The organism is Ralstonia condita (assembly GCF_958405655.1).
Lineage (GTDB): Bacteria > Pseudomonadota > Gammaproteobacteria > Burkholderiales > Burkholderiaceae > Ralstonia > Ralstonia condita.
In genome coordinates, this window is sequence record NZ_CATYWO010000006.1 from 122877 (window position 1) to 147816 (window position 24940).

20 protein-coding genes and 1 tRNA gene are annotated in these 24940 nt (G+C 63.4%); 17 read left to right on the forward strand and 4 right to left on the reverse strand.

Features of this window, described 5'->3' with window-relative positions:
- The first annotated feature begins 46 nt into the window (after window positions 1–46).
- The 10 genes from bamB (at window position 47) to R2N03_RS17700 (ending at window position 10619) form a co-directional block, all read left to right on the forward strand.
- Window positions 47–1228 carry an outer membrane protein assembly factor BamB gene (gene bamB, locus R2N03_RS17655; protein WP_316659119.1) on the forward strand — a complete coding sequence of 394 codons (1182 nt, stop codon included), beginning with the start codon at window positions 47–49 and terminating at the stop codon, window positions 1226–1228.
- Between the two features lie 185 nt (window positions 1229–1413).
- A complete protein-coding gene (gene der / locus R2N03_RS17660; protein ID WP_316659120.1) occupies window positions 1414–2757 on the forward strand; it encodes a ribosome biogenesis GTPase Der in 1344 nt (447 codons plus the stop codon).
- Window positions 2758–3054: 297 nt separating this feature from the next.
- Window positions 3055–3294 carry an RNA chaperone Hfq gene (hfq, locus tag R2N03_RS17665; protein ID WP_167862886.1) on the forward strand — a complete coding sequence of 80 codons (240 nt, stop codon included), beginning with the start codon at window positions 3055–3057 and terminating at the stop codon, window positions 3292–3294.
- A 73-nt stretch (window positions 3295–3367) separates the two neighbouring features.
- A complete protein-coding gene (gene hflX, locus R2N03_RS17670) occupies window positions 3368–4621 on the forward strand; it encodes a GTPase HflX (protein WP_316659122.1) in 1254 nt (417 codons plus the stop codon).
- Between the two features lie 55 nt (window positions 4622–4676).
- The gene (gene hflK / locus R2N03_RS17675) at window positions 4677–6056 is read left to right on the forward strand and encodes an FtsH protease activity modulator HflK (RefSeq protein WP_316659123.1); all 1380 of its coding nucleotides are present in this window, start codon (window positions 4677–4679) and stop codon (window positions 6054–6056) included.
- An 11-nt stretch (window positions 6057–6067) separates the two neighbouring features.
- Entirely contained in the window at window positions 6068–6985 is a 918-nt protein-coding gene (gene hflC, locus R2N03_RS17680; protein WP_316659124.1) for a protease modulator HflC, read from the forward strand.
- Window positions 6986–7063: 78 nt separating this feature from the next.
- Window positions 7064–7264 carry a DUF2065 domain-containing protein gene (locus R2N03_RS17685; RefSeq protein ID WP_316659125.1) on the forward strand — a complete coding sequence of 67 codons (201 nt, stop codon included), beginning with the start codon at window positions 7064–7066 and terminating at the stop codon, window positions 7262–7264.
- 56 nt (window positions 7265–7320) lie between these two features.
- Window positions 7321–8484 (forward strand): ATP phosphoribosyltransferase regulatory subunit, encoded by a 1164-nt coding sequence (locus tag R2N03_RS17690; protein WP_316659126.1) that lies wholly within the window; start codon window positions 7321–7323, stop codon window positions 8482–8484.
- A 94-nt stretch (window positions 8485–8578) separates the two neighbouring features.
- Window positions 8579–9919: an adenylosuccinate synthase gene (locus R2N03_RS17695; RefSeq protein ID WP_316659127.1), complete on the forward strand. Its 1341-nt coding sequence runs from the start codon at window positions 8579–8581 to the stop codon at window positions 9917–9919.
- 127 nt (window positions 9920–10046) lie between these two features.
- On the forward strand, window positions 10047–10619 hold the full coding sequence (locus tag R2N03_RS17700; protein ID WP_316659128.1) for a phosphoribosyltransferase: 573 nt from the start codon (window positions 10047–10049) through the stop codon (window positions 10617–10619).
- Window positions 10620–10977: 358 nt separating this feature from the next.
- Here the strand turns inward: R2N03_RS17700 and R2N03_RS17705 are convergent.
- Window positions 10978–11062 (reverse strand) — tRNA-Leu (locus R2N03_RS17705).
- A 70-nt stretch (window positions 11063–11132) separates the two neighbouring features.
- On the opposite strand from R2N03_RS17705, the gene rnr reads away from it, so the two are divergent.
- The 3 genes from rnr to R2N03_RS17720 are packed head-to-tail and all read left to right on the forward strand — an operon-like array spanning window position 11133 to window position 15265.
- The gene (gene rnr / locus R2N03_RS17710) at window positions 11133–13724 is read left to right on the forward strand and encodes a ribonuclease R (protein ID WP_316659129.1); all 2592 of its coding nucleotides are present in this window, start codon (window positions 11133–11135) and stop codon (window positions 13722–13724) included.
- Window positions 13725–13763: 39 nt separating this feature from the next.
- Window positions 13764–14516, forward strand: coding sequence for a 23S rRNA (guanosine(2251)-2'-O)-methyltransferase RlmB (rlmB, locus tag R2N03_RS17715; protein ID WP_316659131.1), 753 nt, complete (start codon window positions 13764–13766; stop codon window positions 14514–14516).
- Window positions 14516–15265: an SIR2 family NAD-dependent protein deacylase gene (locus R2N03_RS17720; protein ID WP_316659132.1), complete on the forward strand. Its 750-nt coding sequence runs from the start codon at window positions 14516–14518 to the stop codon at window positions 15263–15265. The genes rlmB and R2N03_RS17720 overlap by 1 nt, the downstream gene beginning before the upstream one ends.
- Window positions 15266–15272: 7 nt before the next feature.
- Here R2N03_RS17720 and tal read toward each other — a convergent pair whose 3' ends face one another.
- Window positions 15273–16232 carry a transaldolase gene (gene tal / locus R2N03_RS17725; protein ID WP_316659133.1) on the reverse strand — a complete coding sequence of 320 codons (960 nt, stop codon included), beginning with the start codon at window positions 16230–16232 and terminating at the stop codon, window positions 15273–15275.
- Between the two features lie 153 nt (window positions 16233–16385).
- Here tal and rpiA point away from each other — a divergent pair, with 153 nt between their 5' ends.
- Entirely contained in the window at window positions 16386–17072 is a 687-nt protein-coding gene (rpiA, locus tag R2N03_RS17730) for a ribose-5-phosphate isomerase RpiA (RefSeq protein ID WP_316659134.1), read from the forward strand.
- Between the two features lie 87 nt (window positions 17073–17159).
- Here rpiA and R2N03_RS17735 read toward each other — a convergent pair whose 3' ends face one another.
- Together R2N03_RS17735 and argA are read right to left on the reverse strand one after the other, a co-directional pair.
- Complete coding sequence (locus R2N03_RS17735; protein WP_147213497.1) at window positions 17160–17435, reverse strand: oxidative damage protection protein; 276 nt, start codon at window positions 17433–17435, stop codon at window positions 17160–17162.
- A gap of 106 nt (window positions 17436–17541) precedes the next feature.
- Window positions 17542–18939: an amino-acid N-acetyltransferase gene (gene argA, locus R2N03_RS17740; protein ID WP_428984426.1), complete on the reverse strand. Its 1398-nt coding sequence runs from the start codon at window positions 18937–18939 to the stop codon at window positions 17542–17544.
- 70 nt (window positions 18940–19009) lie between these two features.
- Here argA and hrpA point away from each other — a divergent pair, with 70 nt between their 5' ends.
- The 3 genes from hrpA to R2N03_RS17755 all read left to right on the forward strand — a co-directional run bounded on the left by hrpA (window position 19010) and on the right by R2N03_RS17755 (window position 24935).
- Window positions 19010–22990 carry an ATP-dependent RNA helicase HrpA gene (gene hrpA, locus R2N03_RS17745; RefSeq protein ID WP_316659135.1) on the forward strand — a complete coding sequence of 1327 codons (3981 nt, stop codon included), beginning with the start codon at window positions 19010–19012 and terminating at the stop codon, window positions 22988–22990.
- A gap of 115 nt (window positions 22991–23105) precedes the next feature.
- On the forward strand, window positions 23106–24101 hold the full coding sequence (locus tag R2N03_RS17750) for a YVTN family beta-propeller repeat protein (RefSeq protein WP_316659136.1): 996 nt from the start codon (window positions 23106–23108) through the stop codon (window positions 24099–24101).
- A gap of 12 nt (window positions 24102–24113) precedes the next feature.
- On the forward strand, window positions 24114–24935 hold the full coding sequence (locus R2N03_RS17755) for a polysaccharide deacetylase family protein (protein ID WP_316659137.1): 822 nt from the start codon (window positions 24114–24116) through the stop codon (window positions 24933–24935).
- Window positions 24936–24940: the final 5 nt, after the last annotated feature.

Here is a 24940-nt window from a genome sequence, read left to right on the forward strand (position 1 = left end):
GCGCAGGTCGCGCGCAATTCAACGCATAACAAAGGATCCCGATTTCATGATTCACGCACTTGAGCAGAGTGGTGTCGCACGCAGTGGTATTGCACGTTCCGCGCGCGCGGCGGTGCTGGCGCTGTCCGCAGTGGCCGTCCTCGGCGGTTGCTCGCTGTTCAGCAGCAAGAACAAGCATGAGCCGGCCACGCTGCAGGACGTTCAGCAGGTGCTGGGCGTTCGTCAGGTGTGGAGCGTGAACGTCGGCAAGAGTGGTCGCTACGTGATGCAGCCTGCCGTCGCCGGCAATAACGTGTACGTGTCGTCTGCTGGCGGTACCGTGACTGCCCTGGAGGGCGCGACGGGCCGTACCGTGTGGCAGGGCAAGGCTGATGTGGATCTGACCTCGGGCCCGGGCAGCGACGGCGCGCTGACTGCCGTCGCCGGCGAGAAGGGCGCCGTTGTGGCGTTCGACGAGAAAGGCGCGCAGAAATGGAAGATTGCGGTCAATGGCGAAGTGCTGACGGCGCCGTTGGTCGGGCAGGGGCTGGTGGTCGTTCGTACCACGGACGGCCGCATCTTCGGTTTGGATGCCGCCAACGGCGAACGCAAATGGATCTACCAGCGCTCGCCGTCTGCACTGAACCTGCGCAGCAGCCTGCCGATGGTCTTCGCTGGTGACAACATCATCCTCGGCTTTGCCGGTGGCAAGCTGGGTGCGCTGGCTGCCAGCAACGGTGGGCTGCGCTGGGAAGCTGCGGTGTCGTATCCGCACGGCGTGTCGGAAATCGAGCGCCTGAACGATGTGACCGGCGCCCCATCCATCGACGGCCAGCAGGTTTGCGCGGCAAGTTTCCAGGGGCGCGTTGCCTGCTTCGATATCAGTACCGGTGCGCCGCGTTGGGGGCGTGATTTCTCGTCACCGACCGGCGTGACGCAGGGAGACGGCGCGCTCTTCGCTGCTGATGAAAAGTCGATCGTGTACGGCTTCAACGCACGGAACGGCGCGGATCTGTGGAAGAACGAATCCCTGCTGTGGCGTGACCTTGGGACGCCGCTGGCGTTCGGTCGTGCAGTCATCGTCGGTGACTTCGAAGGCTGGCTGCATTTCCTCTCGCGCGACGACGGCAAGTTCATCGCCCGCGTGAAGACAGACGGAAACCCCATCGGAGCGGCACCGGTGGTGGTTGGCCAGACGCTGGTCGTGCAGACGCGCGGCGGGGGCGTTTACGGTTATCTGCCCAAGTAATATTGGCCGCCGCATGCCGATAGCATGCGGCGGCACAGGAATCATACGAGGCGGCACTACCGTCTCAAACCCGCGCCCGCGTATCCCGCGGGCGTCTTGCATCTGTTCGGCAGGCCGTTCGGATGCCAACAGCAGTTGCAACTACCGGAATTTGCCGTGACGCCTCTCGCGCACGGTACGCAAGCATGAAACCAGTGATTGCCCTCGTTGGGCGGCCGAATGTCGGCAAATCGACCCTGTTCAACCGTCTGACGCGTTCGCGTGACGCGCTCGTCGCGGACATGCCGGGCCTGACGCGCGACCGCCATTATGGCGAGGGCCGCGTGGGCGAGCGTCCCTTCATCGCAATTGATACGGGCGGATTCGAGCCGGTCGCCAAGGAAGGTATCGTTGCCGAGATGGCCAAGCAGACACGTCAAGCCGTGGTCGAGGCTGACGTGGTCATCTTCCTCGTCGATGGGCGCCTCGGCCTGGCGCCCCAGGACCGGGTGATCGCAGACTATCTTCGCAAGACGGGCCGCCGCATCCTGCTCGCGGTGAACAAGGCCGAGGGGATGAAATACACCGCCGTGGCCACGGATTTCTACGAACTCGGTCTGGGCGACCCGCGTGCCATTTCGTCGGCCCACGGCGATGGTGTGCGAGATCTCGTGGACGAAGCGCTCGACCTGGCCTTTGCCGAGCGCCCGGAGCTTGCCGAGGCAGCCGACGCGCACGACCATGGCACCCGCATCGCCATCGTTGGCCGTCCGAATGTCGGCAAGTCGACGCTGGTCAACGCCTTGATCGGCGAGGAGCGCGTGATCGCCTTTGACATGCCCGGCACCACGCGCGATGCCATTTATGTGGATTTCGAGCGTAACGGCAAGCCTTATACGCTGATCGATACGGCCGGCCTGCGCAAGCGCGGCAAGGTCTTCGAGGCAATCGAGAAGTTCTCGGTGGTCAAGACGTTGCAGTCGATCGCAGACGCCAACGTGGTGGTGTTGCTGCTCGACGCGCAGCAGGATATTTCAGACCAGGACGCGCATATCGCAGGGTTCATCGTGGAATCGGGCCGCGCGCTCGTGATCGGCGTGAACAAGTGGGATGGCCTGACGGGCCATGCGCGCGACCGCATCAAGCATGACCTGGAGCGCAAGCTGCAGTTCCTGTCGTTTGCCAATGTGCATTACATCTCTGCCAAGGAGCGGACCGGGATTGGCGCGCTGATGAAGTCCGTGGACGACGCATACGCTGCCGCCATGGTCAAGTTGCCGACGCCCAAGCTGACCCGCGTGTTGCAGGAGGCCGTCGAGTTCCAGCAACCACGTCGTGCCGGCGTATCGCGTCCGAAGCTGCGCTATGCGCACCAGGGTGGTTCCAATCCACCGATCGTGGTGATTCACGGCAACGCGCTCTCGAACATTCCGGAAACGTACCGCCGTTACCTGGAGGGACGCTTCCGCGACGCCTTCCAGTTGAAGGGAACTCCGCTTCGGATCGAGTTTCGTACGAACAAAAACCCCTACGCCCAATCCAACGACTGAGCGTCGGGCGCCTGACGCTCTAGGGCGGCGTGTGATTCGGGGGCATTTGGGCGAGGGATCGCCGAAAAGGCCGAGCCATTTCATATGGCGGGGTCATCGGTTTTCCGTTTGCTTTCCCCGATTTCTGAGGCTAAATTCTCGAGACATGGAGCTTGGTGTCTGCAAACCCAGGCGCCATCGGCGTCATTCGGACGCGTCTGGCCGACTCTTTTGACGAACTTTTTTTGCGTCGAGTGCTTGAACCCGGGCTTTCCAGCCCCATAACCCACCACTAAACCTATAAATCTGGAGTGTGCCATGAGCAACAAAGGGCAATTGCTACAAGACCCGTTTCTGAATGCGCTGCGTAAGGAGCATGTGCCGGTGTCGATTTATCTCGTCAACGGCATCAAGCTGCAAGGCAATATCGAATCGTTCGACCAGTACGTCGTGCTCCTGCGCAATACCGTGACGCAGATGGTGTACAAGCACGCAATTTCCACCGTGGTGCCGGCACGTGCCGTGAGCTTCCGCGTGGACGAAGCGTCCGACGCCTGATCTGCCTCGCTCCCGCCGCCGTCCGAGCGGCGGGACGCACCCATCCTCGGTTTCCCCTTCTTCATTTCCCCGCTTGGCATCCCATCCCACCTCCGATTCGGAGCCGACACGCGCCATTTTGGTCGCCGTCGATTTCGGTAAGCACGATTTCCAGGAAAGTTTGAGTGAACTGGCGCTGCTGGCCTCCACGGCTGGCTCGGAGCCGGTGCGCGCCGTTACGGGCAAGCGTTCCAGGCCGGACGCAGCATTGTTCATCGGTGCGGGCAAGGCTGAGGAGGTGAAGATCGCAGCGGACGAAGAGGACGCCGAGATCGTCATCTTCAACCACGCACTGAGCCCGGCGCAGCAGCGTAACCTTGAGCGCTTTTTCGGCCGTCATGTTGTCGATCGGACCGGTCTCATTCTCGACATTTTCAGTCAGCGGGCGCAAAGCCATGTCGGCAAGGTGCAAGTGGAGCTTGCGCGCGTCCGCTATCAGGCCTCGCGCCTGGTACGGGCATGGAGCCACCTGGAACGCCAGAAGGGCGGGATCGGTATGCGCGGCGGTCCGGGCGAGCGCCAACTCGAACTTGATCGCCGGATGCTCGACGAACGCGCCAAGCGTCTGTCGACCGAGCTCGACAAGCTGCAGCGCCAGCACGATACGCAGCGCCGTGCGCGCAGCCGTAACGATGCGTTCTCCGTGTCGCTGGTCGGCTATACCAACGCCGGCAAGTCGACGCTGTTCAATGCCCTGACCAAGGCGCGCACGTACGCGGCGAATCAGCTGTTCGCGACGCTGGATACGACGTCGCGCCGTCTCTACCTCGAAGGGCTGGGTAACGTCGTGCTGTCGGATACGGTCGGTTTCATCCGCGACCTGCCTACCCAGCTGGTGGCCGCATTCCGTGCGACGCTGGAGGAAACCGTGCACGCTGACGTGTTGCTGCACGTGGTCGACGCGGCCAGCACGGTGAAGCACGAGCAGATGGAGCAGGTGGGCCGCGTCCTGCACGAAATCGATGCCAGCGGAATTCCGCAGATTCTCGTGATGAACAAGATCGATGCGGCTGAAGAGCTGCGCGCCCAGGGTCCGCGCATCGAGCGCGATGAGACCGGCGCGGTGCGCCGGGTCTTCGTCTCCGCCATCGAGGGGGCGGGGCTGGATCTGCTGCGCGAAGCGCTCGTCGAAACAGCAATCCGCCTGCGCGAGCATCCGCCGTCGGACGACGCGGACTTCGATCCGCGCTTCGACCGGCGTCGCGATGCGCAGCCTGCACACCGTGACGAACTGTCGCAAAGCTTGCAGAGCAGTGGCGCTTCCGCCGAAGGTGACGGACAGGGCTGATAGAATCCCCTGTCACTTCTTTCACAGTCAGACATCAGGACAAGCCCGACCGCTCATGCCCGAGATTTCGACCCAGTCATCCTCCACGGCCTCGCCCAGTCCGGCGCGGGGGTTGTGGCACCGCTTGCGGGTGCTGCTTTCATTGAACGATCCGCGCTGGGGGCGCGGCGATGACCATCACGCCCAGCGCAATGACATGGACGAGCCGAAGCGCCAGAGCAAGCCGCCGCAGGATGGCCCGCCGGATCTTGACGAGCTCTGGCGCGACTTCAATCGCCGCTTGAACAATCTGTTCGGTCGCAAGGATGGCGGTAACGGTGGAGACGGCGCTCCGTCACCGCTGCGCCCCGGAAATGGCCGAGGTGGTTCTGGTCTGGGTGTCGGCGTATTGCTGGCTGTGCTGGCGGGCCTGTGGTTGGCCAGCGGCTTCTTCATCGTGCAGGAAGGGCAGACTGGCGTCATCCTGCAGTTCGGTCGCTTCAAGTATCTGGCGACGCCGGGTATCAATTGGCGTCTGCCGTATCCGATCGAGTCACACGAGATCGTCAATCTGTCAGGCGTGCGCACGCTCGAGATCGGCCGCACCACCCAGATCAAGGACACGAATCTGAAAGATTCGTCGATGCTGACGCAAGACGAGAACATCGTCGATGTCCGCTTTTCGGTGCAATACAACATCGCAGACCCGGTCGAGTACCTGTTCTTCAATCGCACGGACCGCGGTGGCGACGAGGAACTCGTCACGCAAGCCGCTGAAACGTCTGTGCGCGAGATCGTTGGCCGAAACAAGATGGACGCGGTGCTCTACGAGGGCCGCGATGCCGTCAGTCGCAATCTGGGCGAATCGATCCAGCGCATTTTGTCGGCATACAAGACCGGTATTCGTATTCTCAGCGTCAACGTGCAGAGCGTGCAGCCTCCCGAACAGGTGCAGGCTGCGTTCGACGACGTGACGAAGGCCGGCCAGGATCGCGAGCGTGCCATCTCCGAAGGCCAGGCATATGCCAATGACGTCGTGCCTCGCGCCAAGGGAACCGCCGCGCGGCTTCTCGAGGAAGCGCAGGGCTACAAGGCGCGCGTGACGGCACGCGCAGAGGGCGATGCCGCGCGCTTCGCGTCAGTCCAGCGCGAATATTCCAAGGCCCCGCAGGTCACGCGGGACCGCATTTACCTGGAAACGATGCAGGACATCTACGCCAATGCGACCAAGGTGATGGTCGACCAGAGCAACGGCAGCCTGCTGTATTTGCCGCTCGACAAGCTGATGGCTCAGACGCAGGGCGACAGTTCGCGCCCGGCGGCTGCGCCTGGTGCCTCGCCCCAGGACAGCGGCTCGGCGCAGGGCGTGCCGACCCCCTCAAGCCCGTCGTCGACAAGTGACGCCGACTCGCGCTCGCGCGAAGCGCTGCGTAACCGCGACCGCGATTCCCGCTAAGAGGAGGGCACATGAATCGTCTGATTTCCGCCCTCGTGGCGCTGGTGATCGCTCTGGCGGTGTTTTCGTCGGTCGTGTTCGTGGTGGACCAGCGGCAGTACGCCGTGGTGTTTGCCTTCGGTGAGATCAAGCAGGTCATCAAGGAGCCGGGGCTGCACTTCAAGCTGCCGCCGCCGCTGCAGAACGTCGTCTTCATGGACAAGCGCCTGCAGACCATCGACGTCGCTGGCGCAGATCGCTTCATCACGGCCGAGAAGAAGAACCTGCTGGTCGACTGGTTCGTCAAGTGGCGAGTGGCTGATCCGCGCCTGTTCTACGTCAGCTTCAAGGGCGACAACCGCCTTGCGCAGGACAGCATGACGCAGAAGATCAACGCCATTGCCCGCGATGAGTTTGCAAGGCGCACCGTGTCCGATGTGGTCTCGACTGATCGCGAAGCGGTGATGCAGAGCATCCTCAAGGGCGTACAGGAGTACGGCAAGTCGGTGGGTGTCGACATCATCGACGTGCGCCTGAAGCGCGTCGATCTGCTGGCCAGCGTCACGGAATCGGTGTACCGGCGTATGGAAGCCGAGCGCAAGCGTGTTGCCAACGAGTTGCGTTCGACCGGCGCTGCCGAAGGCGAGAAGATCCGCGCCGACGCGGATCGCCAGCGCGAAGTCGTGCTCGCAGACGCCTATCGCGATGCCCAGAAGATCAAGGGTGAAGGCGATGCCCGTGCCGCCGACATCTACGCCGATGCGTTTGGCCGTGATCCGCAGTTCGCCGCGTTCTGGCGGAGCATGGAAGCGTACCGCGCGTCGTTCCACGATCGCCGGGACGTGATGGTGTTGCAGCCGAACAGCGATTTCTTCAAGTACATGCGCAGCCCGAATGGCGGCAGCTCGACAGCGGTAGCGCCGGCTGCACAGTCGGGACGTCATCGCTAGTACAATGCGTCGCTGACCGTATTTGCGGCGGACAGACCCCGGCTTGCCGGGGTTTTGTTCGTTCGCCCATCGCCTCCCATGGAAGAGTCACTCCCCACTGTTTTGCTGGCCGCGTGCGCGCTGGTGCTCGTATTCGAGGGCATTCTGCCGTTTGTGGCGCCGCAAGCCTGGCGCCGCGCCTTCCAGATGCTGACTGAATTGCCGGATGAAAAGCTGCGCGTGATCGGGCTGGTATCGATGGCAGCAGGACTGATCCTGCTGCGACTGCTGCACCGCTAACCGATTCCCCACGTTTTCAGAAATCCGCCGTACCAAGACTGTTGACCGAGACCGCCATGCCGACCAACTGGCTGCTGCCCGAATCCATTGCCGACGTGCTGCCCTCCGAGGCGCGCAAGATTGAAGAGCTGCGCCGGCGCATGCTCGACCTGTTCCGTACCTACGGCTATGAACTGGTCATGCCGCCGATGCTGGAATACATCGAGTCGCTGCTCTCCGGTACGGGGCATGACCTCGATCTGAAGACCTTCAAGTTGGTCGACCAGCTTTCCGGGCGCACCATCGGCCTGCGTGCAGACATCACACCACAGGTGGCGCGCATCGATGCGCATTTGCTGAATCGCGCCGGCGTGACGCGCCTGTGCTACGCGGGCTCGGTACTTCATACCCGTCCGAGTGGGTTTAACGTCACGCGAGAGCCGTTGCAGATTGGCGCTGAAATCTACGGTCATGCCGGTCTGGAAGCCGACCTCGAAATCCAGGAGCTGATGCAGGCTGCACTGTCGGCCGCTGGCTTGGCCGACGTGCGCCTGGACTTGTGCCATGTTGGCGTGGTGGCGGCGTTGCTGGAGCAGTCGCCCATCGCCTTGAACGTACAGGATGATCTGTTTGCCGCGCTGGCTTCCAAGGACGTGCCCGCACTGCGCGCCATCACGACTGGGCTGCCGGCGGCCCAGCGCGACGCAATCAACCTGCTGCCGTCGCTGTACGGCGGCGTCGATGTGCTGGCCCGCGCCCGGGCGGAACTGCCGGCGCAGCCGGCCATCGGTCGCGCGCTGGATGATCTTTCCACCCTGGCCGAGCGTGCCGGCGGTGCCACGGTCAATATCGACCTGGCAGATCTGCGCGGCTACCACTACCACAGCGGCGTGATGTTCACGGCCTATGTGGCAGGCATACCGAACGCCGTGGCGCGCGGTGGCCGCTATGACAAGGTCGGCGAGGCTTTCGGCCGGGCGCGTCCCGCCACCGGTTTTTCGCTCGACCTGCGGGAAGTCGCCGGTATTTCGCCTGTGGAAGCGCGCGCTGCCGCGATCCACGCTCCCTGGTCTGGCGATGCCCGGCTGCGCGAGGCGATTGCCGTCCTGCGCGCCGCCGGAGAGATCGTCATTCAGTCGCTGCCCGGGCATCCGGAAGATCTGGACGAATTTGCTTACGATCGTCAGCTCGTGGAAGAGGGCGGCGTGTGGATCGTCAAGCCCCGCAAGGCCTCCACTTGAGGCTGTTGCATAACGTTCTGCAAAACCCGGCAATTTCGGGGAAGGCCCTGACAACAAGGGTAGAATACGTTTTTAACCCATCTGCAAATTCAACATGTCCGCACCAGCAGTGAGCCAAGGACGCAATGTCGTCGTCATCGGCACCCAGTGGGGTGACGAAGGTAAAGGGAAAATCGTCGATTGGCTGACCGATCATGCGCAAGGCGTGGTTCGTTTCCAGGGCGGACATAACGCAGGCCATACCCTCATCATCGGCGGCAAGAAGACGATCCTGCGCCTGATCCCGTCGGGCATCATGCGCGATGGCGTCGCGTGCTACATCGGTAACGGTGTGGTGCTGTCGCCTGAGGCGCTGTTCAAGGAAATCGACGAGCTGGAATCGGCCGGCGTGCAGGTGCAGAACCGTCTGCGCATCTCGGAAGCGACTACGCTGATCCTGCCGTACCACGTCGCCATCGACAAGGCGCGCGAGCTGAAGCGCGGTGCTGCCAAGATCGGTACCACCGGCCGCGGCATCGGTCCTGCGTACGAAGATAAGGTCGCCCGCCGTGCGCTGCGTGTGCAAGACCTGTTCGATCCGGCGTATTTTGCCGAGCGCCTGCGCGAGAACCTGGACTTCCATAACTTCGTCCTGACGCAATACCTGAACCACCCCGCGCTGGACTTCCAGCAGACGCTGGACGAGATGTTGCCGTATGGCGAGCGCCTTGCGCCGATGGTGACGGACGTGTCGGCCGAGCTGTTTGCCGCGAATGCTGCGGGCAAGAATCTGATGTTCGAAGGTGCGCAAGGCACGCTGCTCGATATCGATCACGGTACCTATCCGTTCGTTACGTCCAGCAATTGCGTGGCAGGTAATGCGGCCGCCGGAGCAGGCGTGGGCCCGGGCCAACTGCATTACATTCTGGGGATCACCAAGGCGTATTGCACGCGTGTGGGCTCAGGGCCGTTTCCGAGCGAACTGTACGATGCGGACAACCCTGCACGCCAGGACCCGACTGGCGTGCGGTTGGCCAATGTTGGCAAGGAGTTCGGCTCGGTGACCGGTCGTCCCCGTCGTACCGGCTGGCTCGATGCCGCGGCGCTGCGTCGCGCGATCCAGATCAACGGCGTGTCGGGACTTTGCATCACCAAGCTTGACGTGCTCGACGGGCTGGAGGCGATCAAGCTGTGCGTCGGCTACATGCTGGATGGCAAGGAGGTCAACATCCTGCCGCGTGGCTCTGATGCCGTCGCGCGTTGCCAGCCGATCTACGAAGAATTCCCGGGCTGGAATACGTCCACCTTTGGCCTGAAGGAATGGAATGCGCTGCCCGAGACCGCGCAAGCCTATCTGAAGCGCGTGGAGGAAGTGGCCGGTATCCCGATCGCCATGATTTCGACTGGCCCCGATCGCGACGAGACCATTCTGCTGCGTCATCCGTACAAGGATTGAGGCGCAGCGCTCCGATTCGCCCGGTGATCCGCCGGGCGAATTTTTATTGGAGCGGCGTTCCCTGCAACACAAATAAAACACGACTGCGACAACTCACGTCGCATTACCGATGACGAAGAGGTGCACCATGAACCAGCCGATCAACGATGACTCGCACCTGTGGGTATCCTGGGACGAATACCACGGTCTGATCGAGCGCCTGGCGCTGGTCGTCCATGAGTCCGGCTGGAAGTTCGACAAGATTCTGTGCCTGGCGCGGGGCGGCCTTCGCGTGGGCGACCAGCTCTCGCGCATCTACGACCTGCCGCTGGCCATACTGGCGACCAGCAGCTATCGTGAGGCCGCCGGCACGCAGCAGGGCGATCTCGATATTGCCCAGTACATCACCATGACGCGTGGCGAACTGTCAGGCCGTGTGCTGCTGGTGGATGATCTGGTGGATTCCGGTGTCACGCTTGAGCGCGTGGGCCGTCACCTCAAAGAGCGCTATCCCGCCGTGACCGACGTGCGTACCGCCGTGCTGTGGCATAAGGCATGCTCGAAGATCAAGCCGGATTATGCGGTGCAGTTTCTGCCGACGAATCCCTGGATCCATCAGCCATTCGAGGAATATGACACGTTGCGTCCGCACAATCTGGCCGCGTGGATCAAGCGAGGCAAGGCCCGCGCTGCCGGTAACGGTGAAGCGCCAGCGGTTTGATCCATCGGAGGGCTGCGTCGAAGGACGTGCGGAGTGGCGTGAGCGGCTTGCGCCGTGCGTGCCACTTCGGTAACCTCGTGACACGGGCTGCAACATTGGTCCGAAACCCCCGCAAGGACTGGCTTTGCGGTTCGTATGTGGGGTCGATCGATGTGTGGTATGTCCGGCGCGACGAACCAGGCATCGAGCCCACCCAGCGTCTGGGGCAGGAGCGGTTGGTGAGGTTTGTCCAGCCCAGGCGTGATAGCCAAGACACAATGCCTGTCGTTTTTCGCGGAGCGCCGCGTCAGCAACTGAACAACCACCCGGTTTCGGAAAAGAAAAACGGCGCAACTTGCGTTGCGCCGTTTCTAAACTCTGGTGCCCAGGAGAGGACTCGAACCTCCACGGAGTTACCCGCTAGTACCTGAAACTAGTGCGTCTACCAATTCCGCCACCTGGGCAGGTGTGCGTGTGCAGAAGCTGTAATTATTACGGGATCGAGCGATCCTGTCAACATTCTAGAAGAAAAAATTGAATCAACCGACATATCCGATCCCGAGCCGCGAGGAAATCCTTGGTGTGCTCCGCACGTCGGGGTCTCCGTTGTCTGCCTCCGATATCGCCAAGGCGCTGTCGGTCACGCGCAAAGAGCATGACGGCTTTCTCAAGCGGCTGACCGCCATGGAGCGGGACGGTCAGATCGAACTCAATCGCAAGGGGCGCTACGAACTGGCGCACCAGCCGAACTTTATTGAAGGGCGCGTGATCGGCCACCGCGACGGTTACGGTTTCTTTGTCCGGGATGACGGCGAACCGGACATCTTCCTGCCCGAGCGCGAGATGCAGAAGGCCATGCACGGGGACCGCGCCCTGGTGCGTGCTGTCGGTTACGACCGGCGTGGGCGTACCGAAGGGCAGATCGTCGAGATCCTGCAGCGGGCAAACAAGCGCGTCATCGGGCGGTTGCTGTCGGAAAGCGGCACGCTCGTCGTGGCGCCTGAAGATAAGCGCCTGGGCCGCGACATCCTGATCGCGCCCAAGGGGCAAGGCAAGGCCAAGGTTGGCCAGGTGGTGAGCGTCGAGATCCTGGAGTATCCGGATCGCTATGTGCAACCGATTGGTCGCGTGGTCGAAGTGCTGGGTGAGATAGACGACCCCGGCATGGAGATCGAAATTGCCGTGCGCAAGTACGGTGTGCCGCACGAGTTTTCCGAGCCGACGCAACGTGAGGCCGAGGCGCTGCCTGATGTCGTGCGTGATGCCGATCTGGCCGGCCGCATCGATCTGCGTGACGTGCCGCTCGTGACCATCGATGGCGAAGATGCACGCGATTTCGACGATGCCGTGTACGCCGAGCCGATCAAGATCGGGCGGAGCAAGGGTTGGCGGCTGATCGTGGCCATTGCGGACGTCTCGCATTACGTGCGTCCGGGGCATCCGCTCGATGCGGACGCCATCGACCGTGCCACTTCGGTGTACTTCCCGCGCCGGGTGATCCCGATGCTGCCGGAGAAACTTTCCAATGGCCTGTGCTCGCTGAATCCCGATGTGGACCGCCTGTGCATGGTCTGCGACGCCGTGATCACGGCCAAGGGGCAGATCAAGGCGTTCCAGTTCTATCCGGCGGTGATGCACTCGAAGGCGCGCCTGACCTACAACGAGGTCTGGGCGATCCTCGCCAACGTGAAGGGTCCGGAGGCTGCCAAGCGTGCTCCCTTGGTGTCGCATCTCCAGGACCTGTACGAGTTGTACCAGACGCTGCTCAAGTCGCGCCGTGAGCGTGGTGCGATCGACTTTGATACGACCGAGACCTACATCGTCTGCAACGCACAGGGCAAGATCGAGCAGATCCTGCCGCGCACCCGCAACGATGCGCACCGGCTGATCGAAGAGTGCATGCTGACGGCCAATGTCTGCGCAGCAGAGATGCTGGAGCGCTACAAGCACTCGGCGCTCTATCGCGTGCACGCCGGCCCGACCGAGGAAAAGCTCCAGGCCCTGCGTGCCTTCCTGAAGACGAATGGCCTCACGCTGGGCGGAGGCGACAAACCGCAGGCCGCCGATTATGCCGAGCTGATGGAGAAGGTCGCGGCGCGCCCCGACGCGCCCATGCTCCAGACCATGCTATTGCGCTCGATGCAGCAGGCGGTGTACAGCCCCGACAACATCGGCCATTTTGGCTTGGCCTATCCGGCGTATGCACACTTCACGAGCCCGATCCGCCGCTATCCGGACTTGCTGGTACATCGGTCCATCAAGGCGATCCTGCAGCGCACGCGGTATGTGCCATCCCTGGGGGCGGGCGTCCAGCTGAACAGCGCGCTGTCGCCGAAGGCGCGCCGCCTTCAGGCTGAAGCGGAAAAGGGCGTGCCGGCAAGCATCGTCAACAAGGCCAAGGCTGAGGCGATCTGGCATGAACTCGGCACGCATTGCTCAGCCAATGAGCGCCGTGCGGACGAGGCGTCGCGTGATGTCGAAGCCTGGCTCAAGTGCTACTTCATGCGCGACAAGCTGGGCAACGAGTTTTCAGGCACGGTGAGTGCCGTCACGTCATTCGGCATCTTCGTGCAGCTCGACGAGCTGTATGTGGAGGGCCTGGTGCACGTGACCGAGCTCGGCAGCGATTACTTCCAGTACGAAGAAGCCCGTAACGAGCTGCGGGGCGAGCGGACCGGCATCCGTTACCGCTTGACCGATCGCGTGCGCGTGCAGCTGCTGCGAGTCGACCTGGATGCGCGGAAGATGGATTTCCGCCTGATTCAGGAGCCCTCGGTAAAGGCGCTGCGTCCGGCCAAGGTGGCTGGGGCACCCGAAGCGGTGGCCGGGCGTCAACCGACCGTGGCCACGCCCGCGCCGCCGGTCGGGCGCAAGAAGCCGCGCCAGTTGGCGGCACTGCTGGGCGGTACGGCCAAGCCGGAGGAGTCATTCGACGAGACGCTCGACCGCGTCTTCGAAGAGCAGCCGGTGTTCGAGCCGGGTTCGCGTGCTGTGCCACCCGGCCATGCGCACGCTAAGCCCGCTCGCAAAAAGCAGCCCGCGCGCGTGACCAAACCGAAGGGTGCGAAGCCCGCCGCGCCGCGCAAGACGGCAAGCAAGGCGGCCCGGAAGTCCAAGGGGCGCTAAAACAGCCGGGGAGCGAGGGCAGACAGGTACAATCGCGCCATGTCCCAATCCAAGCTCCTCATCGGCTTTCACGCCGTCACCGCCAGACTGCGTCATGACGCGCGGTCGATCGACGAAATCTACTTCGAAGCCAACCGCCGCGACCGCCGCATGCAGGATTTCCTGAAAGCCGCGGAAGCAGCGGGCGTGCGCCTCATTCCCGCTGACAATGACCGGCTGCGCGGCATTGCCGGCACCGACCGCCACCAGGGCGTGGTGGCCAAAGCGGAATCGCTTTCGCTGGCACTCAATCTCGACGAGCTGCTTGACGGCATTCAGGGCACGCCGTTGCTGCTGGTGCTCGATGGTGTGACCGATCCGCATAATCTTGGCGCTTGCCTGCGCGTGGCCGATGCGGCTGGCGCACACGCCGTGATTGCACCGAAGGATCGCAGCGTCGGCATCAACGCGACGGTGGCAAAGGTTGCCAGCGGCGCCGCCGAAACCGTTCCCTACATCACTGTGACGAACCTCGCGCGCACGCTGCGTGAACTGCAGGAACGTGGCGTATGGGTGATCGGCACGGCTGACGAAGCCGAGCAGGATCTCTATCAAGCCGACTTCAAGGGCCCGATTGCCATCGTGATGGGGGCGGAGGGGGAGGGCATGCGACGCCTCACCCGCGAGACATGCGACACGCTGGTCCGCATCCCGATGGCGGGCAGCGTGGAAAGCCTGAATGTGTCGGTCGCCAGCGGCGTGTGTTTGTTTGAAGCCGTGCGCCAGCGCGCGGTAGCATCCGCGAAGAAGTGATGGACGCCGGACCGGCGGCCAGATCCGACGCGGCCGCGTTGGTGCAGGCCCAAGCGTGGGTCAAAGCGGCGGAACGTGTGATGGTGCTGACGGGGGCCGGCGTGTCGGCTGAATCCGGTGTGCCGACCTTTCGCGACGCACTCACGGGTCTGTGGGCGCGGTTCAACCCGGAAGACATGGCGACCGAGGCTGCATACCGGAAGCATCCACGCATGGTGTGGGACTGGTACCAGCAGCGCCGCGAACGCGTGCTGCAGGTCCAGCCTAATCCCGCGCATCTCGCGATTGCCGACCTGGCCAGGCGCAAGACGGTGACGCTGGTGACGCAGAACGTCGATGGCCTCCACCAGCGTGCCGGCAGCGAAGGCGTGATCGAGCTGCATGGCAACCTGTTCGCCAACAAGTGGCTGGGCGGATGCGGCAAGTGCGATATCGCCACGGCGCAAACGGGTCGACCACCACGTTGCGCCACGTGCGGCGCCATGCTGCGCCCAGGTGTCGTGTGGTTTGGTGAGCCGCTGCCGCTGGTCGCCAATTACCGCGCCGAAGAGGCAGCCAGTTCGTGCGACGTGTGCCTGGTGGTGGGGACGTCCGGCCTGGTCTATCCGGCAGCCGGTCTGCCGGGCCTGGCCAAAGACCATGGCGCGAGGGTGATCGTTGTGAATCCCGAGGCGAGCGCGCTGGATGCAACGGCCGACCTGGTCATCCACCAGCCGGCGGGCACGTGCCTTCCCGCCATGCTGGCTTGAACCTTCATTACGCGGCCGCGAGCAGCGGCTGAATCAACGCTTCCAGTTTCACCGTATCCGCCGCAAACAGGCGCAGCCCTTCCGCCAGCTTTTCGGTGGCCATGGCGTCGGCGTTCATGTGCCAGCGGAACGATTTCTCGTCGGCGGGCAGGCGCACGATGTTGGCCGCATTCGCGCTGTCCGGGGAGAGCTTGCGCTCGGCAGGCGAGTCGGTCGCCTGCAACTGCGCGAGCAGGTCCGGGCTGATCGTCAGCAGATCGCAGCCCGCCAGTTCGATGATCTGCGAGGTGTTGCGGAAGCTCGCACCCATGACTTCGGTCGGGTAATCGAATTTCTTGTAGTAGTTGTAGATGCGCACGACGGACTGTACGCCCGGGTCGTTCGCGCCGCCTTGCGCCACAGGATCCCATTCGGCACCGGCATCCTTCTTGTACCAGTCGTAGATGCGTCCCACGAAAGGCGAAATGAGCTGCACGCCGGCTTCCGCACACGCCACCGCCTGCGTCAGCGAGAACAGCAGCGTCATATTGCAGCGAATGCCTTCGGCGCGGAGCTGATCTGCTGCCCGGATGCCTTCCCAGGTCGAGGCGATCTTGATCAGCACGCGTTCGCGTGCCATGCCGCGCGCTTCGTACAGCGAGATCAGGTGCCTGGCCTTGGCGACGGTCGCTTCCGTGTCGAACGACAGGCGTGCATCCACCTCGGTCGACACGCGGCCCGGGATGATCGACAGAATCTCACAGCCAAATGCGACCAGCACGGCGTCGATGATGTCTTCCACGCTGCCGCTGCGGGCGTCGCGCACGGCTTGCTCAAGCAACGGGCGGTATTCAGCCTTCTGCACGGCCTTCAGGATCAGCGAAGGGTTGGTGGTTGCGTCGTGCGGCGCGTAGGCGCGCATTGCCTGGAAATCACCCGTGTCGGCGACGACGGTGGTGAACTGTTTGAGTTGATCGAGCTGATTCATGTTGGCAGAAGCAAAGCCGGCAAGGCGTCGGGGGTTGGACGTTGAGCCGATTGTACTCTGGGCTTCTGCCTGCACCAGCCGGCGCCGTGCCGTTGTCTTGATCCGGTACACTACTGGGCTTTCCGATTCGGACCGGGTTTGGGAGTGTTTGCCATGACGCAGGATGCATTGAAGGCACTGGTGGCGCAGGCTGCCGCAGATTATGTATTGGCCAATGTGCCCGAGGGCGCGGTGCTCGGCGTCGGCACGGGCTCGACCGCCAATCTCTTCATCGATGCAGTGGCGCCGCACAAAGCGCGCTTCGCCGGTGCCGTGTCCAGTTCCGAGGCATCGACGCGCCGCTTGCAAGGCCATGGCTTCGCGGTACTTGACCTGAACGAAGTCGACGTGATTCCCGTGTACGTGGATGGTGCTGACGAAATCGATGCGTCGGGCGCCATGATCAAGGGCGGCGGCGGCGCGCTCACGCGCGAGAAGATCGTGGCTTCCGTTGCCAAGGAATTCGTCTGCATCGCAGATGGCAGCAAGCTGGTCGAGACGATGGGCGTATTCCCGCTGCCGGTCGAGGTCGTGCCGATGGCCCGTGCGGCCGTGGCGCGCCAATTGGCGGCACTTGGTGGCCAGCCGCGCCTGCGCATGACCAAGGAAGGTCAGATCTACAAGACCGACAACGGCAATGTGATTCTCGATGTTTCCGGCCTGCAGATCGCCGATCCCAAGGGGCTCGAGTCGGTCATCAATGACATGCCCGGCGTGGTGACGGTGGGGCTGTTCGCCAAGCGCGGCGCCAATGTTCTACTGCTGGGCACTGAGGCTGGCGTGCAGCGTCGGGATTTCTGAAGCGCATGGCGCTGCCGGATGGCGGCGCAGCCAAGAAAAAATGCCGTTCAGCGCAAACTGAACGGCATTCTTCTTTTTTAGCCCCGGTCAGGCCGAGGGCGGGGGGACGTAGCCTGCGGCCTCGTCAGCGCCATCACCGAAGAAATACTTCTCGGTCTGCTTGAGCAGGTACTGGCGGGCACGCGAATCCGCCATGTTCAGGCGGTTTTCGTTGATCAGCATCGTCTGGTGCTTGAGCCAGCCGGCCCAGGCTTCCTTCGATACGCTTTGCCAGATCTTCTTGCCCAGTTCGCCGGGCAGGGGCGGGAAGTCGAGACCTTCGGCTTCCTTGTTGAGCTTGACGCAGTGGACCATGCGGGCCATGGGGATTTCCTCTCTTGTGGCGGATGCGCCGCCCAGGGGGCGCACAGTCGTCTATTGTAAGCCGCGGACCGGGCGCCGCCGGGATTCCGGCATGCCGGCTGGGTATTTACAGCTTCTTCATCAGCACCATCGAGCGGCGTTGCCAGTTGTACAGTTTGCGGCGGTCTTCCGGCAGGTCATCCACCGACGCATGCACAAAGCCGCGCTTGAGGAACCAGTGCTCGGTACGCGTGGTGAGTACGAACAGGCGCTTGAGTCCAATGGCGCGGGCACGCGCCTCGATATGCTTGAGCAGGCGCTCGCCGTCCCCGGTGCCCTGGCTTTCGGGAGAAACGGTGAGGCACGCCATTTCGCCCACGCTTTCCTTTGCGTAGGGATACAGCGCCGCGCAACCGAAGATGATGCCGTCGTGCTCGATGACCGAGAAGTTGGCGATATCACGTTCCAGTAGCCGGCGTTCGCGCGGCACCAGCGTGCCGTCGGCCTCCAGCGGTTCGATCAACTGCACGATGCCGCCCACGTCGTCGAGCGTGGCTTCGCGCAGGTATTCCAGATCGGTATGCGACACCATCGTGCCCACGCCGTCGTGCTGGAACAGTTCCAGCAGGATGGAGCCATCCAGCGCGAATGGGATCAGGTGTGCCCGGCGCACGCCGCCGCGCATGGCCTTGACGATGTGCTGCAGGTAATAGGCCGTGTCGTGCGAGAGGCTGCCTTCGCGCAGGCGCTCGATGGCAGATTCCACCGAAAGCTCCTGCTGCAGCTTGCCCACGCGGTCCACCAGCCCGGCCACCTCGGTGATGAAGATCAGCTTGTCCGCCTTGAGCGCGGTGGCCGTGTTGGTTGCCACATCTTCCATCGACAGGTTGAATGCCTGCCCGGTAGGAGAGAAACCCAGCGGCGACAACAGCACGATCTTGCGGTTCGACAGCGAATGCTGGATCGATTCCGCATCAATCTTGCGCACCAGCCCCGTGTGCTGGAAATCCACCCCGTTGACGATGCCGACCGGCCGTGCCGTGACGAAGTTGCCCGATACCACGGAGACGCGTGCGCCGGCCATCGGCGTATTGGGCAGGGCCTGGCTGAAAGCCGCTTCGATATCCAGGCGCAGTTCGCCGGAGGCTTCCTTGGCCGATTCCAGCGCGGCGTTGTCCGTGACGCGGATGCCATCGACAAACTGTGTCTGCACATGACGCAGGGCCAGTTGCTCTTCCACCTGCGGGCGCGAGCCGTGCACCAGCACGATGCGCATCCCCATGGCCTGCAACAGGGCTACGTCGTTCACCAGCGATCCCAGCAATCCGGCCTTGACGAGCTCGCCGCCGAAACCGATCACGAAGGTCTTGTCATGGAAGGCGTGGATATACGGCGCCACCGCGCGCAGCCAGTCGACGAACTGCTGCTGTTCCGGCGTGGGGGGGATGGGCGCAACGTCGACGGGGGCGGGCGTGTGCGCCACCAGCGAGACGCCGGAGGCGGGGGCAGAGGAACGAGCGGTCACGGGCGGATGGGGAGGGTGGCGCAGGGGCGCGGCCGGTGCAGGAAAGATGCGCGGATTATAATCCCGCCCGATGTCAGATTCCCATGCCCAGCCGCCCCGGCCACGCCCGGCAGCGCCCTCACCGAAATCGCCCAAAGACACCCCGCCGCACGAGCGCAGGCCCGGCGGCAACGGTCGTCCGCCGCGCCGCCCCAAGCCTACGTCCGAGCAGCTCGCCGCCGCGCTGGAGGCGCGCCGCGCGCGTGCCAACCGGGTGCCGCCGATTACGTTTCCGGAAGCGCTGCCCGTGTCGGCCCGGCGCGACGAAATCGCCCGGGCCATCGCCGCCAACCAGGTGGTGATTGTTTCCGGCGAAACCGGATCGGGCAAGACCACGCAGTTGCCGAAGATCTGCCTGTCGATCGGGCGCGGCATTGGCGCCGGCGGCACCGGACTGATCGGGCACACGCAGCCGAGGCGGATTGCCGCCACGTCGACGGCCAAGCGCATCGCGCAGGAAATCGGGACGCCGGTGGGTGAGCACGTGGGTTTCCAGGTGCGCTTCAACGACACGCTGTCGGCGGGTGCATCGGTCAAGCTGATGACCGACGGGATCCTGCTGGCCGAGACGCAGAACGATCCGCTGCTGCGCGCCTACGACACGATCATCATCGACGAGGCGCACGAACGCAGCCTCAACATCGACTTCCTGATCGGCTATCTCAAGCAGCTTCTGCCGCGCCGGCCGGACCTGAAGGTCATCATTACTTCGGCCACCATCGACGCACAGCGGTTTGCCGAGCACTTTGCGGGACCGAAGGGGCCGGCGCCCATCATCGAAGTGAGCGGCCGGCTGTACCCCGTGGAAGTGCGCTACCGCCCGGTCCAGCGGGACGAAAAAGACAAGGAGCGCGACCTGTACGACGGCATCGTCGATGCGGTCGACGAACTCGCGCGCGAAGGCCCGGGCGACGTTCTGATCTTCCTGCCGGGCGAGCGTGAGATTCGCGAGGCCGCCGAGGCGCTGCGCAAGCATCATCCCGCGCATACCGAGATTCTTCCGCTGTTTGCGCGCTTGTCCGTGCAGGAGCAGGAACGTGTTTTCAAGCCGTCCAATGCGCGCCGCATCGTGCTGGCAACCAACGTGGCCGAGACGTCGCTGACGGTGCCGGGCATTCGCTACGTGGTCGATACGGGGCTGGCGCGCGTCAAGCGCTATTCGTATCGAAACAAGGTCGAGCAGCTGCAGATCGAGCCGGTCTCGCAGGCGGCAGCCAATCAGCGTGCCGGCCGCTGCGGCCGGGTGGCGGATGGTGTGTGCATTCGCCTGTACGAAGAGGCAGACTTCATCGCGCGGCCGCGCTTTACCGATCCGGAAATCCTGCGTTCGTCGCTGGCGGCGGTCATTCTGCGGATGAAGGCGCTGCGCCTGACCGACGTCGAGCAATTTCCGTTCATCGAACCGCCGCTTGGCCGGGCGATTGCCGACGGTTATCAGCTCCTGCAGGAGCTCGGCGCCGTCGATGACGAGAATGCGTTGACGCCGCTGGGCAAGCAGCTCGCGCGGCTGCCGTTGGACCCGCGCGTGGCGCGGATGATCCTGGCCGGACGCGATCACCAGTGTCTGCGCGAAATGCTCATCATCGCCAGTGCATTGTCGGTGCAGGATCCGCGCGAGCGCCCGCAGGAATTGCAGCAGCAGGCAGACCAGGCGCACCGTCAGTTTGTCGACGAAAAGTCCGAATTCCTGGGCTGGGTGAAGCTCTGGAAATGGTTTGAAGAGGCTGTCGCGCACAAGAAGTCCAACAAGCAGCTGCAGGAAAGTTGCCGCTTGCACTTTCTGTCGCACGTGCGGTTGCGAGAGTGGCGCGACGTGCATTCGCAGCTGCACACCACGGTGGCCGAGCAAGGCTGGAAGCTCAATGCGTCCGATCCGACCTACGAGCAGTTGCACCTGGCGCTGCTGACGGGGTTGCTCGGCAACATCGGCGTGCGCATTGAAGAGGCCGATGGAAAGGGCCGTGAATATCTTGGAGCGCGCGGCATCAAGTTCTTTCTGTGGCCGGGCTCCGCCATCTCGCGCAAGGCTGGCAAGTGGGTGATGGCGGGCGAGCTGGTCGAGACAAGCCGCTTGTTCGGCCGGACGCTGGCCCGCATCGAACCCGAATGGGTGGAGAAGGTCGGCGCGCATCTGTTGAAGGTGTCGTGGAGCGACCCCCATTGGGAGAAAAAGGCCGGACAGGTGATGGCGTTCGAACGCGGCACGCTGTACGGTCTGCCGGTGTACCAGCAGCGACGCGTGCATTTCGGGCCCATGCAGCCCAGGGAAGCACGAGAGCTGTTCATCCGCCGCGCGCTGGTCGATGGGGAGTTCGAAACGCGCCTGCCGTTCTTCACGCAAAACCAGCGCCTCGTGCGTGAAATTGAGAACCTCGAGCACAAATCGCGTCGCCAGGACGTGCTCGTCGACGACGAGCTGATCTACGCGTTCTACGACAGCCAGGTTCCAGCCGACATCCACAACACTGTCGCTTTCGAACGGTGGTATGCCGAGGCCGCCAAGGGCAGCCAGAAGCTGCTGTACCTGAATCGCGATGATCTGATGCGCCACGAGGCGGCCGGCATCACGACGGACCTGTTCCCCAAGACGTTACCGATCGCGGGCATCGACATGGGGCTGACCTACCACTTCGAGCCAGGCAGCCCGCGTGATGGCGTGACCCTCACGGTGCCGCTGTATGCGCTCAACCAGGTGCCCGCCTTGCGCGCCGAATGGCTGGTGCCCGGCATGCTGAAGGAGAAGGTGCATCTTCTGCTCAAGAGCCTGCCGCAAAAGCTGCGCCGCCACTGTGTGCCGCTGCCGGATTACGCGGCCGGCTTTGTCTCGCGCGTCAGGCTGGGCGACGGCGACCTGCTCGACCGCCTGATCGCCGACGTGCGCGAGCAGACCGGCACGCCGCTCAAGCGCGCCGACTTCAAGCTCGAAACGCTGCCCGCGCATCACTTCATGAACTTCAAGGTGATCGACGAGCACGGCCGTCAGCTCGACATGGGGCGCAACCTCGCCCAATTGCGTGCCGAACTGGGCGGACGGGCACAGCAGACGTTTCAGTCGATCGCCGCCAAGGACGCGTCCGTCGTTGGCGCACAGGGCGAGAGCGGCAAACCGGGCAAGGCCGGCAAGAGTGAGGCACCGGCCAATGCGGCGCTGTATTCCGGGTTGACCACCTGGAACTTTGGTGCACTTCCAGAGCTGCTGGAAATCCGCAAGGGCAGTCAGACGCTGTTTGGCTATCCGGCGCTGGTCGCCGCTGGCGATCACTGCAACGTGGAAGTCTTCGACGATCCGGCCGAGGCGGCGCGCATCCACCGGCTGGGTTTGCGCCGGTTGTTTGCCATTCAACTGCGTGAGCCGTTGAAGTATCTGGAAAAGAACATTCCCGGGCTGTCGCAGATGGCCATCCAGTTCATGAATCTGGGCACGCAGGATGACCTGCGCAACCAGATCCTGGATGCGACGCTCGAGCGCGCTTGCCTGCAGGACCCGCTGCCCACCGACGACGCCACCTTCGGTGCGCGCAAGGATGAGAGCCGGGCCCGATTGACGCTGCTCGCGCAGGAGATCGCACGGCTGGTTGGTGCCATCCTGGCCGAATACGCGCAATTGCCGCGCAAGCTGCAGATCGCCAAGCCGTTTGCCGCTGCCCATGCCGATATTGACGCGCAGTTGAAGGCGCTCATGCACAAGCGCTTCATCGAGGCGACGCCATATGCGCAGTTGACGCATTTCCCGCGCTACCTGAAGGGGATTGCACTGCGCATCGACAAGCTCAAGGCGGATCCGTCACGCGATACGCAGCGCATGCAGGAGATGACGCCACTCATCCAGCAATACCAGCGCGCTGAAAAGGCATTGCGCGTGCAAGGGCAGGGCGGTAACGACCCGCGCATGGAGGAGTTCCGCTGGATGCTGGAAGAGCTGCGCATCGCCTTGTTTGCGCAGGAATTGCGCACGCCGGTACCGATGTCGGTCAAACGGTTGCAGAAGGTGTGGGAGTCGATGCAGCGATAGTGGCGATGTTTGCCCGCGGGCACGGAAAGTTCCCGCTTTCTTTTTTTGATTTCTGTCAGCGTTGGCTTGAGGGCGAGCGTTAGAATGACTGGCTAAGTTGCTGAATCGTATCGTCATGTCTGCCTCGCGCGCCTCCTTTGCTTCCCGCTGGTTCTCTACGCTTGCCCTGTCTGCTGCGCTCCTTGCAGCGGCTCACACGGCGCGTGGTGAAGTCGTCACCGTCCTCAATTCAGGCGATGCCAGCGTCACCTTGATCGACAAGGACACGCGCAAGGTCCTGGAGACCTTCCCAATCGGTAAGGAGCCGCACCACCTGATTGTCACGCCAGATGAGAAGTCGCTGATCGTTGCCAACGCGGTTGGTAACGAGCTGGTCTTCCTCGACCCGCTCACCGGCAAGATTCAGCAACGCGTGCCACACATCGATGACCCGTATCAGATCGGTTTTTCGCCGGACCAAAAGTGGTTTCTGACGACGGGCAACCGCCTGGATCGCGTCGACATCTACCGTTGGGATGGCCACGCGCTGACCATCGCCAAGCAGTTGCCGCTGGCCAAGACGCCCAGCCACATCGCCTTTACCGCTGACAGCAAGGTGGCATTCGTCACGCTGCAGGATTCGAACGAAATCGTCGCCATCGATCTGCCTACGCAGACCGTGATGTGGCGCATGACCTCCGGCTCCGCGCCGGCAGGCGTGTGGGTGACGCCGGACCAGAAGTACCTGCTTGTGGGCATGACCGGCGCCGACTACGTCGAGGTGATCGACTGGCGCACGCGTACCAGCGTCAAGCGCATCCAGACCGGCAAGGCGGCGCATAACTTCCGCGCGGTGGGTGACAAGCGGCATGTGTTCCTGTCCAACCGCGTGTCGGGCACGATCAGCATCATCGACGAGCAAACGCTGACCAAGGTCGGTGACATCACCGGCCTGCCTCCGGGTCCCGATGACATGGAACTGACTGCGGATGGCAAACAGCTCTGGGTGACTTGCCGCTGGGCCAAGCGCGTGGCGATCGTCGACGTGGCGAGCCGCAAGGTGGTGGACGAGATCAAGGTCGGACGCTCGCCGCACGGTATCTACTTCCGCTCGCGTGCTCCGCTCATTTAAGGTGTGACGATCATGAACATCGGCCTGTCGATGCTGCGCAAGGCGGCCGCCATGGCTGCGCTGGGTGTGTGTGCGCTGGCGGCAGCGGCACCTGGCGGCGTCAACGCTGGCGCGTGCAAGGGTACGATTTACCTGACCTTCGATACCGGCAGCATGAGCCAGGCACAGCTGATTGCCGACACGCTGCGCCGGCACCGGATCCACGCGACGTTCTTCCTCGCCAACGAGAAAACCATCCACGGAGACAGCACGCTGGATGAGGCCTGGGCGCCCTACTGGAAGTCGCTGGCCGCGGACGGTCACGCCTTCGGTACGCACACGTTCGACCACGTCTACTACAAGGGCGAGGCGGGTGCCGGCAAGGTGCGCTTCCGCCCGCAGTTCGGCGAGCAGGGCGGTCGCAACGTCGTCTGGGGTGAGCCAGAATTCTGTGCCGAACTCAAGCGCAGCGCTGACCGATTCAAGGCCATGACCGGGCTGCCAATGGATCCGTTGTGGCGTGCGCCGGGTGGTCATCTGTCCGCGACGACCGAGGCGTGGGCCAAGCAGTGCGGCTATGCGCACGTGGCATGGGCGTCGGCAGGTTTCCTGGGCGACGAACTGCCGTCCGAGCGCTACCCGAACGCGATGCTGCTGGACAAGGCCCTGGCCAATCTGCGCGATGGGGACATTGCGGTGGCGCACCTGGGCATCTGGTCGCGCAAGGACCCATGGGCGCCCGCCGATCTCGAGCCGTTGATTACAGGGCTGGAACGCAAGGGATTCTGCTTCGCCACGCTGCGCGACCATCCGCAGTACAAGGCCTGGTTTGCCACGCATCCGGCCGCACGCTGATCGCT